Origin of the sequence: Streptomyces thermocarboxydovorans, assembly GCF_039524635.1 — a bacterium.
Classification (GTDB): domain Bacteria; phylum Actinomycetota; class Actinomycetes; order Streptomycetales; family Streptomycetaceae; genus Streptomyces; species Streptomyces thermocarboxydovorans.
The window spans coordinates 1-12,888 of the sequence record NZ_BAAAGU010000100.1 but is presented as its reverse complement, the minus strand read 5'-3'; the positions used below and the strand labels follow the sequence as shown (position 1 = coordinate 12,888).

At 69.4% G+C, this 12,888-nt stretch carries 14 protein-coding genes; 10 read left to right on the top strand and 4 right to left on the bottom strand.

The features are described from left to right. Positions 1–48: 48 nt before the first annotated feature. Positions 49–1,095, bottom strand: coding sequence for a helix-turn-helix transcriptional regulator (locus ABD198_RS29300; RefSeq protein ID WP_344007533.1), 1,047 nt, complete (start codon positions 1,093–1,095; stop codon positions 49–51). 1,325 nt (positions 1,096–2,420) lie between these two features. Between ABD198_RS29300 and ABD198_RS29295 the strand changes: the two genes are divergently transcribed. From ABD198_RS29295 to ABD198_RS29250, 10 genes are all read left to right on the top strand, one after another. After that, entirely contained in the window at positions 2,421–3,332 is a 912-nt protein-coding gene (locus ABD198_RS29295; RefSeq protein ID WP_344007531.1) for a helix-turn-helix domain-containing protein, read from the top strand. A gap of 4 nt (positions 3,333–3,336) precedes the next feature. Next, positions 3,337–4,020, top strand: coding sequence for a zinc finger domain-containing protein (locus tag ABD198_RS29290; RefSeq protein ID WP_344007529.1), 684 nt, complete (start codon positions 3,337–3,339; stop codon positions 4,018–4,020). A gap of 159 nt (positions 4,021–4,179) precedes the next feature. Further along, positions 4,180–4,824, top strand: coding sequence for a WhiB family transcriptional regulator (locus ABD198_RS29285; protein WP_344007527.1), 645 nt, complete (start codon positions 4,180–4,182; stop codon positions 4,822–4,824). Beyond that, a complete protein-coding gene (locus ABD198_RS29280) occupies positions 4,821–6,398 on the top strand; it encodes a hypothetical protein (protein WP_344007525.1) in 1,578 nt (525 codons plus the stop codon). Before ABD198_RS29285 ends, ABD198_RS29280 begins: the two co-directional genes overlap by 4 nt. Further along, positions 6,395–6,586 carry a hypothetical protein gene (locus ABD198_RS29275; protein ID WP_319252784.1) on the top strand — a complete coding sequence of 64 codons (192 nt, stop codon included), beginning with the start codon at positions 6,395–6,397 and terminating at the stop codon, positions 6,584–6,586. Before ABD198_RS29280 ends, ABD198_RS29275 begins: the two co-directional genes overlap by 4 nt. Before the next feature lie 116 nt (positions 6,587–6,702). Then, complete coding sequence (locus ABD198_RS29270) at positions 6,703–6,906, top strand: hypothetical protein (protein ID WP_344007521.1); 204 nt, start codon at positions 6,703–6,705, stop codon at positions 6,904–6,906. 302 nt (positions 6,907–7,208) lie between these two features. Next, the gene (locus ABD198_RS29265; RefSeq protein ID WP_344007519.1) at positions 7,209–7,565 is read left to right on the top strand and encodes a plasmid mobilization protein; all 357 of its coding nucleotides are present in this window, start codon (positions 7,209–7,211) and stop codon (positions 7,563–7,565) included. After that, on the top strand, positions 7,562–9,277 hold the full coding sequence (locus ABD198_RS29260) for a relaxase/mobilization nuclease domain-containing protein (RefSeq protein ID WP_344007517.1): 1,716 nt from the start codon (positions 7,562–7,564) through the stop codon (positions 9,275–9,277). The genes ABD198_RS29265 and ABD198_RS29260 overlap by 4 nt, the downstream gene beginning before the upstream one ends. A 162-nt stretch (positions 9,278–9,439) precedes the next feature. Next, positions 9,440–9,811, top strand: a complete 372-nt coding sequence (locus ABD198_RS29255; RefSeq protein ID WP_425580590.1) for a hypothetical protein — start codon at positions 9,440–9,442, stop codon at positions 9,809–9,811. Between the two features lie 77 nt (positions 9,812–9,888). Continuing rightward, positions 9,889–10,584 carry a hypothetical protein gene (locus ABD198_RS29250; protein WP_344007515.1) on the top strand — a complete coding sequence of 232 codons (696 nt, stop codon included), beginning with the start codon at positions 9,889–9,891 and terminating at the stop codon, positions 10,582–10,584. A gap of 61 nt (positions 10,585–10,645) precedes the next feature. On the opposite strand, the gene ABD198_RS29245 is transcribed toward ABD198_RS29250, so the two are convergent. From ABD198_RS29245 to ABD198_RS29235, 3 genes are all read right to left on the bottom strand, one after another. After that, the gene (locus tag ABD198_RS29245; RefSeq protein WP_344007513.1) at positions 10,646–11,254 is read right to left on the bottom strand and encodes a hypothetical protein; all 609 of its coding nucleotides are present in this window, start codon (positions 11,252–11,254) and stop codon (positions 10,646–10,648) included. 273 nt (positions 11,255–11,527) lie between these two features. Further along, complete coding sequence (locus tag ABD198_RS29240; protein ID WP_344007511.1) at positions 11,528–12,184, bottom strand: SPDY domain-containing protein; 657 nt, start codon at positions 12,182–12,184, stop codon at positions 11,528–11,530. 174 nt (positions 12,185–12,358) lie between these two features. Continuing rightward, entirely contained in the window at positions 12,359–12,649 is a 291-nt protein-coding gene (locus tag ABD198_RS29235; protein WP_344007509.1) for a hypothetical protein, read from the bottom strand. Positions 12,650–12,888: the final 239 nt, after the last annotated feature.

The window sequence follows — 12,888 nt, the reverse complement described above, 5'->3', positions numbered from 1 at the left end:
TTGGTCGGTGAGTTCATGACGACGTACCACACCACCATGATCCACCATCTAGCGATCTTTGAAGACGGACCCTAGTGCTGCTGCTTCGTCTGCAGTGGCGACAACCATGCGGGCCGCGAGGGTTGCCGCTTCCCTTCGCCAGCGGGTGGCGGCGTCCTCGGCCGCGCGGTTCTGCGCGTGCCGCTGTGCCGTCGCCACGTCGTTTTCGTTCGCGGTCATGGTTGCCCAAGCGTCGCGGACGCCGCCGAGCGCGTCGCGCTCGTCGTCGCCGTGGCCTTCGATCCAGGTGATCACGACAAAGCGACAGTCGGGCATCGACGCCGGATAGAGGACGTGGCTGACGACCTCGATCGTCTCCCAGTCCAGCGTCGGCACGTTCATCCGGAAGACATGGCCATCGCGGGTCTCCCCCATGTCGTGCTCGGTCTCCCAGACGTGCCGCACGTCGGGGTCCTTCTTGACGTCCTCGATCAGCCGGCGCAGCTCGGCATCATTCGGCCTGGTGGCCTGAGCGAACTTGAGGATCTTCACATACGCCGAGGCGTGTTTGTCCCAGTCCTGGTACTGGGCGCGGGCCTCCGGCGTCGTCAGAGCCCACCGGATGAGATTCGCGCCCGGCTCCATCACCCACGGCCACCACTCCGCCATGGCCGTATTGAAGGCCAGAATGTTCCAGTGCTGGTCACACAAGTACGCGGGGCTGGGCATCTGCCGGTCGATGAGCAGACGCAAAGCCTGTTGCAGCTCCGGCTGGCCGGACCCGCTCGGCGGAACGAGCATCGAGCCGACGTTGTAGAGCAGCAGAGCGTGGCGCTCGTCGCGGTCCAGCCGAAGTAGCTCGGAGAGGGCCTCGCACTGCGTGCGGGACAGCCGGGGTGGCATCGCGCCACGTTCGATCTTGCGATACGTGCGCTCACTCATGCCCAGAGCCCTGGCCGTCCGGTACTGCGTTACCCCTGCCGCTTTGCGCCACCTGCGCAGGAGGGCACCGAAGCCCATGTAGTGGCCGGCCAATTGCTGTCCGCTGTCACCGCGCTCCGAAATCTCCTCTTCCAGAGCGTCATTGCCGCTGGGCTTTTGTTCCTGCGTGACCACGAAAATCCTGCCTTTGACTATCAGGAGACGCTTCTTTCCGGGCGCACGTAAGGACCCAAGCGGCAGCGAATGCGCTGGGCCCACCCTTCGCCTCCCGGAAGAACCATACGCAATCCCTAAGTGATCTTGATCCGGGTGGGTCGCCATGAAAGACGGCCCTATGGTTCAACGTCGAACAAACGAGGCGCGACATGGTGGCACGTTCATGCCCCAAACGGACACGACTCAAGATCCACTCATGCAGGCGGCCGGCAAATCGGCAAAACGTTGCCGCTTTTCGTTGAGCGAAGCAGTGGGCGGTCTAGACCACACTCACGACCGGGCATCCAGTTGGCTCCGTTGCAAGCATTTGCCTTACCTCAGGCTCGAGTTACGGCAGTGTAGGTACGAACCAACTACCACGCAACCCTAGCGACGTACTGTAACAAACTGGACAAATGATTGCCGTTGACGTGCTCGGACGGGCTTGACTTAAATCGCTCTGGCCAACAGTTCCGACCAGCAATGTGGCATGAGACACAAGGGGGTTCGCAGTGAGGAACATGCCGGGACGCTGGGACCGTTCGGCCTGCGCCCACCACTTAGTCGGTTGCCTGCCGACATCGATGCCAGCTGGAACATCCGTCGAGGACCACACGGCCGGATAGCAGTACTCGCAGCGCGACGATTAGTGGTTCGTCATTCGACACTCCGAAGGCGAACGCATGCGCCGAAATTGACGCAATATTATCGACGCAGATTTTAGTGCCTCGAATTGCACTGCCGCGTCTACAGGCGTTGCGGGTAATCGCGGCAGCCGCACCACGGCGGCTCAGCAGTGCTTGGCCGATCGCCACCAGCCGACCTGACGTGCGACCCCATCACTCTCTGCGACTAGTACAGAGTTTTAGAGCCAACTCTGGATCTTGACACGGGTCCGTGCGTATGTTCGTCGTCCCCCGGGCACCCCGCCTGGGGGCCAGAGAGCGTGAGGAGGAGGTCAGGAACCCAACGACTCGCGCAGGTCCGTATACAGCGACGGCGCCCAGGAGCGGCTACTCCTGGACGCCGAACGCGTAGCGGCACGTACCGCCCCGATCTGGCCCGGCTAGGCCCGAGAGGGCGGAGATTGCCCACCATCACCACGCTGATCCCTTTCCGACGGGCGCTTCAGCGTGGCAACACTGCAAAGGGGATTCTTCCATGCCGCCCGCCATACGCAAAAGGCCCAGTCATCCGGCCTGCACGGCATCCACCCTCGTCCTGGCGTCGCATCGCTTGGGCACGCTGCACGCCAGCCCAGCGTCGGCGAACAGCCGGCCGGGCGTCGCGGCCGGGGGTGTCCGATGAGCGTCAACGCACGTGAGTGGGTGTGGGAGCACAGCTCCAGCCGGGGCACCGCGCGGCTGGTCCTGCTGTCGATCGCCGACCGGGTCGCCGACGACAAGTGCGTCGCCTGGGCCTCGCTGACGAGTCTGGTGGAGAGAACGAACGCCAGCCGGACGGCGGTGCGGGACGCGCTGGTCGCGCTCGACAAGAGCGGCGAGCTGCGGGTGCTGGGGCACCTGGAGGGCCCGCAACGGACCACGGTGTACCGGCTGCCCCGGGCTGCCGCGTGGCTGGCGAAGGTCGCCGACGCTCGACGCGAGGACCCGGAGGCGTACGTCGACCCACCGACCGACTCCGATCCGGTGCCCAAGCTGGACGAGGAGGCCGAGAAGGGCCTGCGGCGGTACGGGATCTGGCCCAAGAAGGGTGCGGAATCTGGCCCCTCCCGCCGGAATCCGGCCGGTACGGAATCCGGCCCCTCGCGTCGGATTCCAACCCCCCGACGTGCCGGAATCCGACCCCAGCACGGTACGGAATCCGACACACAGAACCGTAGAGAACCTAAGTTGAACCGGAATGGCAGCAGTAGTGGTGCTGCCGTCACCTCGGCTGCTGACTGGCAGGTCGACCCAGCCAGCCACGCCTGGGCCCGCCAACAAGGCCACCTCGACCGCCTCGGCGAGGAGGGCCTGCGAGCAGCCGACGCGAAGTGGCGCGCCCACCGCGCCGGGCACACCCCCCGACCGCCCGCTGCCTGGGCTGCCGACTGGCGCTCCTGGATCGCCCGGGAGCACGCTCCGGCCCGCCCGAAGCTCTACGCCATACCCGGCAGCGGACACGCCCCGACGGGCGGCATGACCCGCGCCGAGGCCCACACCGCCGCCCTTCTCGCCGCCCTCAACGAGCCGACGCCGACCGGAACGGAGTAAGCCCATGGACCGCCGCGAAACTGCCGCCCTGCTGGCCTACATCGGCCGACTCGACCCGCGCACCATCCGCACCGACCAGGGCGAGGCCCGCGACCAGCTCGCCCAGTGGCACGAGCTGCTGGACGAGGTACCGCTGGCCACGCCGCACGGCTGGGACGCCTGCGTCGTCGCCCGCCGCCACATCCGCGTCTCGCCGTACCAGATCCTGCCCGCGGACATCGCCCGCCCGTGGGAGAGCTACAAGCGCGACCGCCTGCACCGGCACACCGACCCCACCCCGTCGGCCGACCCCGACGACCAAGCGGCATGGACCGCTGAGTTGGTCGGCATCCGCCGTGCGGTCGCCACCGGCTCCGCCCAGCCGGTGATGTACCGGCAGCTGGCCGCAAGCCGTGTCAGCCCGAGGTTGGAAGCCCGGCTGAAGGAGGTCGGCTCGTGTATCCCGTCGGAGGCCAGGGCTGCCCTCGCGCCCTTCCGTCGCGCCCGCGCTGCCCGCGAGGCAGCCCTCGCCCAGGGCCAGCCCGACGCGCTCTCGGTGCGCTGCGATTGGTGCGAGGCACCGGTCGGCCAGCCGTGCCGCCGCCGGCGCGTCGACCCCGACGGCTTCGCACGCGGTAGCGCCCCGCGGGCCACTCCGCATCACTGCCGCCTGGACCTCGCCGCCGCCAAGCACGCGGCGATGGCCTGACCGGCCCGCACGACGGTGCACCGTCCGGTGCACCCGCGCAACACCACCGTCCCACCTCTGCTGCGGCGCCCCTGTCGCGCGCCGCAGCAGGCGCCCGACGCCGCGTCCACCCACCGCCGACCTGCTGTTGGTCGACGCGGCAGCACACCGGAGACCACTTTGCGCCACATCACCACCCAGACCACGCCGGCCACCGGCCTGCGCGGCATCGGCGACACCAGCTGGCAGCCCCACGGCGCCTGCCACGGCATGGACCCCGAGGACGCCGACGCCACCTTCTTTCCCCTGCCCCGGGACTACGAGGCCATCGCCGACGCGAAGGAACTCTGTGCCTTGTGCCCCGTGCGCCGCGACTGCCTTAACTACGCCTTGGAGAACGACCTCAAGGAGGGCGTCTGGGGCGGGCTGACCGCTGAAGAACGCGAACCCTGGCACAAGGGACTGCCCCATCGCCTCGACTACAGCCGCGTGGTCGCCTTCTTCAACGGCCGCGACGTCCACCTCACCGAGGCCGAGCGGCAGGTCGTCATCGACCACGCCTATGTCCGCGGATGGCGCCCCGACCGGCTCGCCGTCGCTCTGCAGATCGGCACCAAGCACGCCCGGGACCTGCTGCGGCAGGCCGCCAACAAGGTCTTCGACCGCGACCGCGCCCTCGGCGTACCTCGGCGCAAGGGCGCAATGAGGAAGGCCGCACCCGGCAAGGCCAGCCGACCTGCGTCCGCCCGACCCGCCACCCAGCACCCCGTTACCTGCCCGGTGGCGCCGGCCTCGGCGCACGCCCCTCTCGGAAAGGCCGCATGACCCACCCTTCCCTGTCCCTCGGTGCGAGCCCCGACCTCTCCCACCTGCTCGCCCTAGGCGTCCCGGCCGCCGCGCTGGCCCTGGCCCTGGTCGGCTGGGCGTTCCGGCGACGGGCACAGAACCCGCAGAATCGACTCGGCAATGCCGCGGTCGTGGTCGCCGCCCTGGCCGCGCTCGGCTGCACCGCCTACAGCGCCGACACCAGCTGGCGCTTCGCCGCCGACTATCTCAACATCGCCGGCACGGCCGAACGCGCCAGCATGTTCGCCGCCGCGGAACTGGGGCTGTTCGCCACCGCCCTGATGGCCCGGCAGAACTTGAACACTCAAGGCGCCCCGGGGCTGCCGGGCACCTTGGTGTGGCTCATCACCGGAGTACAGGTGATCCCCGCTTACGCCGAGAGCGGTCCCGTAGGAGGCACTGTCCGCGCCTTCGTCGGACCGGTGATGGCGGCGATGCTCTGGCACCTGGCCATGGGCATCGAGCTGCGCCTGCGCACCCCTGGTGCCGCCTCTCACGGCCTGATCGCCACTCTCGGGCGAGAAGCACGTGAGCGACTGCTGTCCCGACTTGGCATCGCCGCCCGGGACCGCGACGCCGCGCAGATCACTCGTGACCGCGCCACCGCCCGCGCCGTGGCCCTCGCCACCCGGCTCGCTGAACTCACAGCCGAGCAGCGGCAGAGTCGACGGGGTCGGCGCCTGACCCGGCGGCTGTCGATAGCGATCGGCCGGGCCTCGGTCGGCACCGACCCGGCCCAGCGAGCCGAGCTGCTGGCCCAGCTTGCCGCCCGCCGACACGCGCTCGCACTCGCCACCGTCCCGCTGCCCTCCCCATGGTCCCCACCTCGCTCCGGCGAGATGGCGACCACGGTCCGCGCCGCAAGCACCGAGAGCATCTCGGCCAACGACGGTCCCCACATCGTCGTGACTCGGAACGGGGACCGGGGACTGCAACCTCAACGGGGACCAGACAGCGAGAACGCCAAGCGGCACGACGGGACCGAGGACCGGGAAGCGGGGACCGAGGACCGGTCATCGTCGAGTCACGGGACCCACGAGCCGGGGACCAAGGCAGTGAACCCGGAGCCCGGTGAGGAGTACGAGAGCCGCTCGGGGACCGGCCTCCCGGTCGATGAAGTGCCTGCACAACGCCCTGAATGGCACCGGGGACCAGGGACCGACGAGTCGGGGACCGACACGACCGGGGACCGGGGACCGAACGACACGGGGACCGACACCACCGGGGACCGGGGACACCAGGTTCCCCTGCGCCGGACGCCGGCGCCTAAGGCAAAGGGGAAGGGCAAGCGCAGTGGCCGGTCCCGCGGCCCGCAGGCTCAGCGTCCGGCGCGTGAGCGGGAGCAGGACATCGACCAGCTGGTTGAGCTGATCCGCCCCCACGTGCCCGCGCTGCTGGAACGGGACGGCAACGCGGCCGTGACTCGGGTCCAGCTCAGGGAGATCATCCGCCGCGAGAAGCTCCCCGGCGGCCGAAACGACCGACTCAGCCTGGTCCTGGCGGCCCTGCGCAGTCCAGACAGCAACACGACGACAAGGAGCACCACACGATGAGGACCTGCCCGCAGTTCGCCGCCCTCCGTGAGGAGTACGAGCGGGAGATCGGCTATCTGAGCGCCCACTCCAGGCGGCATGCCGGCAAGCCGTCGGCGAAGGCCAGCTCGACGTACGCCGCTTCAACGAAGGCGCGGATGGCCCGGGCGCTCAGCGGCCACGTCGGACGCTGCCCCGAGTGCGGCTGACCCTGCAATCCAGCAGGTCACTCCCCCTGTCCCCCTTTGGTGGCCCGGCGCACCCCGGGCCCCCCCGTACCGAGAGGCATCCCGTGGTTTCCCACCCCATCCCTCCGTCGCGGCACATGGCCACCGAGGCGGCTGCGTGGGCCACCGTCCTGGTCCGCCGGCACCTCGTCTACGCCATGGTGCCCGTCCCGACCGGCCAGTGGCTCGTCCAGCAGGTGCCGAACGGGCCGGTCCAGCTCCTGCACGGACCGGCCTCCGTTATCGATCTGGCCGCCACCATCCAGCGGCAGCTCCGTACGGCGAGGCCCGACAGCCGATGACGAACCCGAACGAGAACAGCGCCACCCCGGATCCTGCTCGGGACCCCAACTCGGTCTGGGGGCGAGCAAGTTATCGCAAGAGCATTGCTCCCGTCGGGAGCAATGCTCTTGCCTCCCCCGCCCCTGGAGTGGCGGGAGCGGACCGGCACCGGGAGGTGCCGGTCCACCAGGATGCGACCGAGGGCGGACCGCATCCAGAAGGGGGACTGCCACACACGTGCCACACCGCGTACTGCGAGCACGCCGCGCCGCCGAAGCCACACGTGCGCCAGCGCGAGCGCCTGCGTGACGAGCACAAGCGCATGCGTCAGCCCAGCTGCCGTATGAACGACGACGAGTACCAGCTCCTCGTCCGCGCCGCGTCCGCCTGCCGCATGAGCGTCGCCGGCTTCCTCGCCCACGCCGCCCTCAAAGCCGCCCGTGACCTCGACCGCACCGCTGCCGAGATCGCCACCGAACGAGAAGTGCTGAACGAGCTGTTCGCCGTACGCCGGCACCTCGGCCAGATCGGCAACAACCTCAACCAGGTGGCCAAGGCCACCAACGCCGGCGCCGACGTCCCGCACACCCGAGCCGTCCTCGACGCCGTCCACCGCGCCGCCAAGCGGGTGGAGACCTTCACCCAGCACTACCTGGACACCGAGAACCACGTCGCATGATCCCCAGAGTCCACAAGCGCGGGACACGCACTATCGGGCTGCTGTACTACCTGTACGGGCCGGGCACGCACGAGGAACACGTCGACCCGCACCTCGTGGCCGCCTGGGACAGCCTGGCGCCAGACCCCGGCCGCGACCCGCAGGCGACGTACACGGAGTTGCAGAAGCTCCTCGACCAGCCGGTCGAAGCCCTCGCCTCCAGCCGTCGCCCGGCCAAGCATGTGTGGCATCTGTCGGTGCGTGCCGCGCCAGAGGACCCCGTACTCTCCGACGAGCAGTGGGGCGAGATCGCCCGGCGCATGGTCGCGGCCACCGGCATCGCGCCCGACGGCGACGCCGCCGCCTGCCGCTGGGCGGCCATCCGCCACGCCGACGACCACATCCACATCATCGCCACCCTCGTCCGGGAGGACGGCCGTAGGCCCCGCCTGAACAACGACGCGGGACGCGCTCAGACCGAAGCCCGTCTGATGGAAGCCGAGTACGGCCTCAAGCGGCTCAACACCGGGGACGGCACCGCCGCCCAGCGGCCGACCAGCGCCGAGCGCCACAAGGCCGAACGGCAGCAGCGGGAACGCACCCCGCGCGAAGAACTGCGTGAAACCGTTCGCCGTGCCGTGGCCGGAGCCACCGGCGAGAGGGAGTTCTTCGACCGGCTCGCCGCTGCCGGCCTGCTCATCCGGCGGCGGATCGCGCCCTCCGGTGACCTGCTGGGGTACACCGTCGCGCTGCCCGACGACCGCAACAAGGACGGCGAACCCATCTTCTACTCGGGATCCAAACTTGCCCCGGACCTGTCGCTGCCCCGCATCCGCGAACGCTGGTCCGCCGACGACCAGGCCAGCGGTTCAGTCGCTGCGCCGTCACGCACGGCGCCCAGCGCCCCGTCCACCGCGCGCCGCGGCACTGCCTCCGCGGCATGGCAGGCACTGATCGTCATCGAGGAAGGCGACGACGCGGTCGCCGCCGCTCACATCGCCTCGGCCGGCGAGGTCCTGGACGCGCTCGCCAAGACCTCCGCCGCCCACACCCGAACCCAACTGCGCGGGGCCGCCGTCGCCTTCGAGCGGGCCTCCCGTTCGCACGTGCGGGCTGAGCGCGGCCACGACCGGGCGCTGCGGCAGGCCGCCCGCGACCTGGTCCTCAGCGGGCCCGCGCTCGGCCGCGGGGAGGACGGGGCGACCACCGCGATGGCGATCGACATGTTGTTCTTCCTCGTCACCGCGGCGATGCACTGGCACGCGAAGAAGGGCCACGCTCAGCAGGCCGCCGCCGCCCGTCAAGCCGCCGAACACCTTCGTGCCGCCTACCAGGCCGCCGCCGCCCAGCCGCTGGGCGCCCTCTACCAGCGCGGCCGGCGCCTGGGCCACCCTCTCCTGCAGCGGCAGACGGCCGTGCTGCGTGAGGCTGTGCCGGAGCTGGCGGAGCAGGTCCTGGCCGAGCCCGGCTGGTACGCGCTCGCAGCCACCCTCGCCGACGCCGAAGCCGCCGGCCACAACGCCACCGTGCTCCTCGCCGATGCCGCCGTACGCAGAGAACTCGACACCGCAGAATCCGTCAGCGACGTGCTGGTGTGGCGCCTGCGCCGTAGTGCCGACCTGCCCGCCGACACCAGCAATGCCGTGACCGCCGACCGCGGGACGGAGCGCCTGACCAGCCGCACCGGACGCGCGGCGCAGGGCCGGACCACCGCCCGGCGAGGCCGGTCGTGACTGTGGACTTTGCGAGTTGAACAGGTCACACGCCTTCGAGGACGATCAAGACGCGAGCAGGACGAGACGCAGGAGGACGCCAGCGTGTTTGATCGGATACGCCGCCGCAAGCCGGATGCGTTCGACATCGAGATGCAGCGCCGGCACGAGGAGATGTGGAAGATGTGGCAGCGCATGCCCCTGCCCACGCCTACGATGCCACCGCCTGGCGTGCAGCTGTCCGAGCCAGTGGCCGAGGTGGACGACTTCCTGCCGCCGGATCTGCGCGTCCCGAGCCACGACCAGGTCGCCGGCCGGATGATGCCCTGGCTGCGGCCCCTCGTCCTGGACGGCGAGGTCGTCACCTGTGCCGAGTGCGGCGCGTACCGGGACTGGATCATCATCTCCACCCAAGATCAGATCTGGCTGCGCTGCCGCGCCGGTCACCAGCAACAGGAGACTCGCCTGGACACGGCCTGGTACAACCGGAACTCCGCGCCGGTCGATGCCACGCACGCCACGTTCGAGGACTGCCTGCGCCACCTCGGCCACTGACCCCTATACCCCTACGACCCCACAGGGCCCACTGGCCCCCACTGCCCAACCTTCTCCCAGAACCAAGGGGTCAAGTCGTGCGCGTTCGCGTCGCCACCACCGCCGTCGGCATCACCGCCGTTGCCTTGCTCGCCCTGCCCGCCTGCTCGCCCCACAGCGCGGCACTTCCTGCACCGTCGTCCTCCGCCGCCTCCGGCAGCCCGGCCGTCAATGAGGTGAACAGCACCCCACTGTCGTCGGCCGCACTCACAGCCCGCCTGCTCGACGAGAGCGACCTGGGCAGCGGCTACACCCGCAAGGCCGAGCGCCCGGCACGGCATGACGACGTCACCGTTCTCGGCTGCCCTGCCCTCTCCGACCTCGGCGGCGAGGCGGCCACCGGAGGATCGCTCGACTTCCCCCGCCAGGCGAAGACCTCCTTCACCTACGCCGGCCACAGCGACTCCGAGATCTCGGAGGAGCTGTACAGCGACACGCCCGCCAAGCTGTCCGACGGCATGGTCGAGGTCTTCGACGCCATGGCTGGGTGCCCCGAGTACCAAATCCTCGTCGGCGGCTCCGCCGTTGACATCGCCACCCAGAAGACGGCATCGCCCCACCTCGGCGAGGAGCAGTGGAGCCAGCTGCTGACCTTCTCCGCCGGCGGACACGACAGGGTGGTGAAGCAGACCGCGATCCGCGACGGGAACGTCCTCGTGGTCGTTTCCGGTTCGCCCGCTCTCGTCGACCGGCACCTCGACAAGGCCCTCACCAAGGCAACCGCAGGCCGCTGAAACGCCCACTGCTCGGTGTCCCGCCCCGCGCGTTCCTGGCGGGGCACCGTCGCATGGCCCTTCATTCACATCGCAGCGAGCCGCGCTGGACCTCGTACGCCCACCCGCGTGGGACAGGCCGTCCTTCGTCGAGCAGTAGGGCCTCGTACGTGTCGCATATCAACCGGAATGCGGCGTCCTCCGCGGCCAGGATGTCGATGCGGTAGGGGCCGGCGACGTATACGGGGCGTCGTTCGTCACCGGTCCCGGCCCACTCCAGACGGTGCCTGAATTCTTCAGACAGTTGATCGTCCGGCTGCCGCTGTCTGAAGTTGCGCACCTGGGGCTGTTGCAGGTTGCCAACGCCCATGGCGTACTCGTCGAAGTGCTCGATTACATCCCGGGCGTGTTTTCCGCCCGGCACCGCACGGTCGAATGCCTCAAGGGCGTCGCTGACCAACTGCCGAGCTGCTTCTGTCTTCACGTGTGTGCGTGTCATCTCGACGCCCCGCAAAACGTGGCGCAGTGCCATCACCGTATACGGAGCGTCTATGACGGCCCGGCAGGAATCGCGTTCACGGGTAAGCCTGTGAACGTCCAGAGCCACCTTCCGGTGGGCCATAACGGCAGACGAGTGTCCGATGTTGGCTCCGTGCTCGGTTGGCCGCCACGCGTTCTCGGCTTCGCTCATTCTCTCAACTCCCGTGCCTTCGTGGGCGAACAGGGCAGCCTACGGCGCCAACCCATACCCGTGCGGTGCATTATTCGTCTCTCTGGCGTTCTTGATGAGCGCAAGTCAAGTGACGGGTGTGCGGAAAGGCCCGGACACCCCTCGAAGGTGTCCGGGCCTTTCGATAGCACACGGAAGGCGGCTGGGCACATGCCCCATTGAGGGCTCCGACCAGTCGATGCCGCACAAGGGCCCCGACCTCATTTCTCCTTGTGACGATCAGGACGCGTGGCGTCAGATGGCCGGGGCGCGCAGGAGCCGGTCTTCGGTGCTCGCGGGGAGCACCCGGCGCAGGACCGGTGCGGTGGAGCTGATCGAGCGTGCGAAGGCGGCAACCAGGTCGTTCGGGACGCTGGAGCTGAAGGACGCCGCCCACAGGCATCGTGCGCCGAGCACCGGCTCGGCCCATGCCTGCCACCCGTCCAGGCCCGTCCCGGTGTTGTCGGTCAGGGTGCGCGGGTCGGCGTCCTGAATGAGGGCCGGCACCGTGCCGTAGCTGATGTGGGACGTGAAGGTCGCGTCCAACGCTCCCGCACGGGGCTGGTCGATGTTGAGGAGCCAGCCGTGAGTAGTGACGGCGTCGAGGACCAGCTCGGTCCCGCCGAACTCCTCGGCCGGGAACTCCCGTGCGTCGAGTGCGACGAGGAAGTCGACGACGGCCTCTCCGGGGACGTCGGGGGTGAAGTACGCGGACCACTGCGCGAGCGGACTGGCCGAGTTCGTGCGAGCCGACACGTGCCAGGCAACTGGCAGGCCCCCCAGCAGGAACGGCTCGTCCGCCAGGACCCACTGGGCCCATCGGAGGGTGTCGGGGCTGATGTGCAGGACGGTGCTGCGTACGACCTGCCGGTCTTCCGGTGTCTCGTCCGGCTCTTGCCGGCCGCGGACCATCGTCAGGCTCGTCCAGCCAAGGCCGGTGAGGGTGTCGGCGACGGTGTCGTAGAGGCGTCCGTCGTCACCTGCCAGGTGGCGGGGGCCGACCCAGTACGCGGCCTGGGTTCGATCGGGTGCGGCGGGGTCGAGGGGGAAGTCGGGATTCAGGGGACCTCCAAGGATGATGAGGATCTACTGGCCGCCGCGAGCGGTGCGGCGGGGGCGACGCGGTGGCTGGACAGGAGACTGCCAGTCCAGCGTCACGGCTACCTCGGGCGGCAGGGCACCGAGCTGGCTGTGCTCATCGCTGCTCTCGGCGAGATGGACGACCGTCTGCCCGGTCGCGTCCACGGACTGGAGGACCTGGTCGAGGCGATGCTCCATCGGGAAGAACGGGTTGATCGCCTGCCGGACCGGAGCGTCGCGGTCGCAGGCGGACAGCAGATCGATGAGATCGCCAACAGTCATTTCCGTAGACGGCACGGACAGCCTCCTTGCATGGGGATATGGATACGGCGACCAGCCGATAAGCGGGCCCTGGAGTTCAGGTCGCTGCCCGCGTCGGGGGGCTCCCCCTTCCGGGACCGCGGGGACGAACGGGGCGGTCGGCGTCTCCATATCGAAGGAACCGGGAGAAGCGGCTAGTACTCCAGTCTGACTTCGCGATCTTGTCGCGGGACCCGGCTGGGAACGGGTACGGCCACCGCGTGATCATCGGTTGG

What these genes read in the sequence shown, in the direction of transcription:
- ABD198_RS29265 (WP_344007519.1), top strand. Translation starts at nt 7,209, where the DNA reads ATGCGTCAGCCCAGCTGCCGTATGAACGACGACGAGTACCAGCTCCTC.
- ABD198_RS29290 (WP_344007529.1), top strand. Translation starts at nt 3,337, where the DNA reads ATGGACCGCCGCGAAACTGCCGCCCTGCTGGCCTACATCGGCCGACTC.
- ABD198_RS29255 (WP_425580590.1), top strand. Translation starts at nt 9,440, where the DNA reads ATGTGGCAGCGCATGCCCCTGCCCACGCCTACGATGCCACCGCCTGGC.
- ABD198_RS29240 (WP_344007511.1), bottom strand. Translation starts at nt 12,184, where the DNA reads ATGGTCCGCGGCCGGCAAGAGCCGGACGAGACACCGGAAGACCGGCAG.
- ABD198_RS29280 (WP_344007525.1), top strand. Translation starts at nt 4,821, where the DNA reads ATGACCCACCCTTCCCTGTCCCTCGGTGCGAGCCCCGACCTCTCCCAC.
- ABD198_RS29295 (WP_344007531.1), top strand. Translation starts at nt 2,421, where the DNA reads ATGAGCGTCAACGCACGTGAGTGGGTGTGGGAGCACAGCTCCAGCCGG.
- ABD198_RS29275 (WP_319252784.1), top strand. Translation starts at nt 6,395, where the DNA reads ATGAGGACCTGCCCGCAGTTCGCCGCCCTCCGTGAGGAGTACGAGCGG.
- ABD198_RS29260 (WP_344007517.1), top strand. Translation starts at nt 7,562, where the DNA reads ATGATCCCCAGAGTCCACAAGCGCGGGACACGCACTATCGGGCTGCTG.
- ABD198_RS29270 (WP_344007521.1), top strand. Translation starts at nt 6,703, where the DNA reads ATGGCCACCGAGGCGGCTGCGTGGGCCACCGTCCTGGTCCGCCGGCAC.
- ABD198_RS29245 (WP_344007513.1), bottom strand. Translation starts at nt 11,254, where the DNA reads ATGAGCGAAGCCGAGAACGCGTGGCGGCCAACCGAGCACGGAGCCAAC.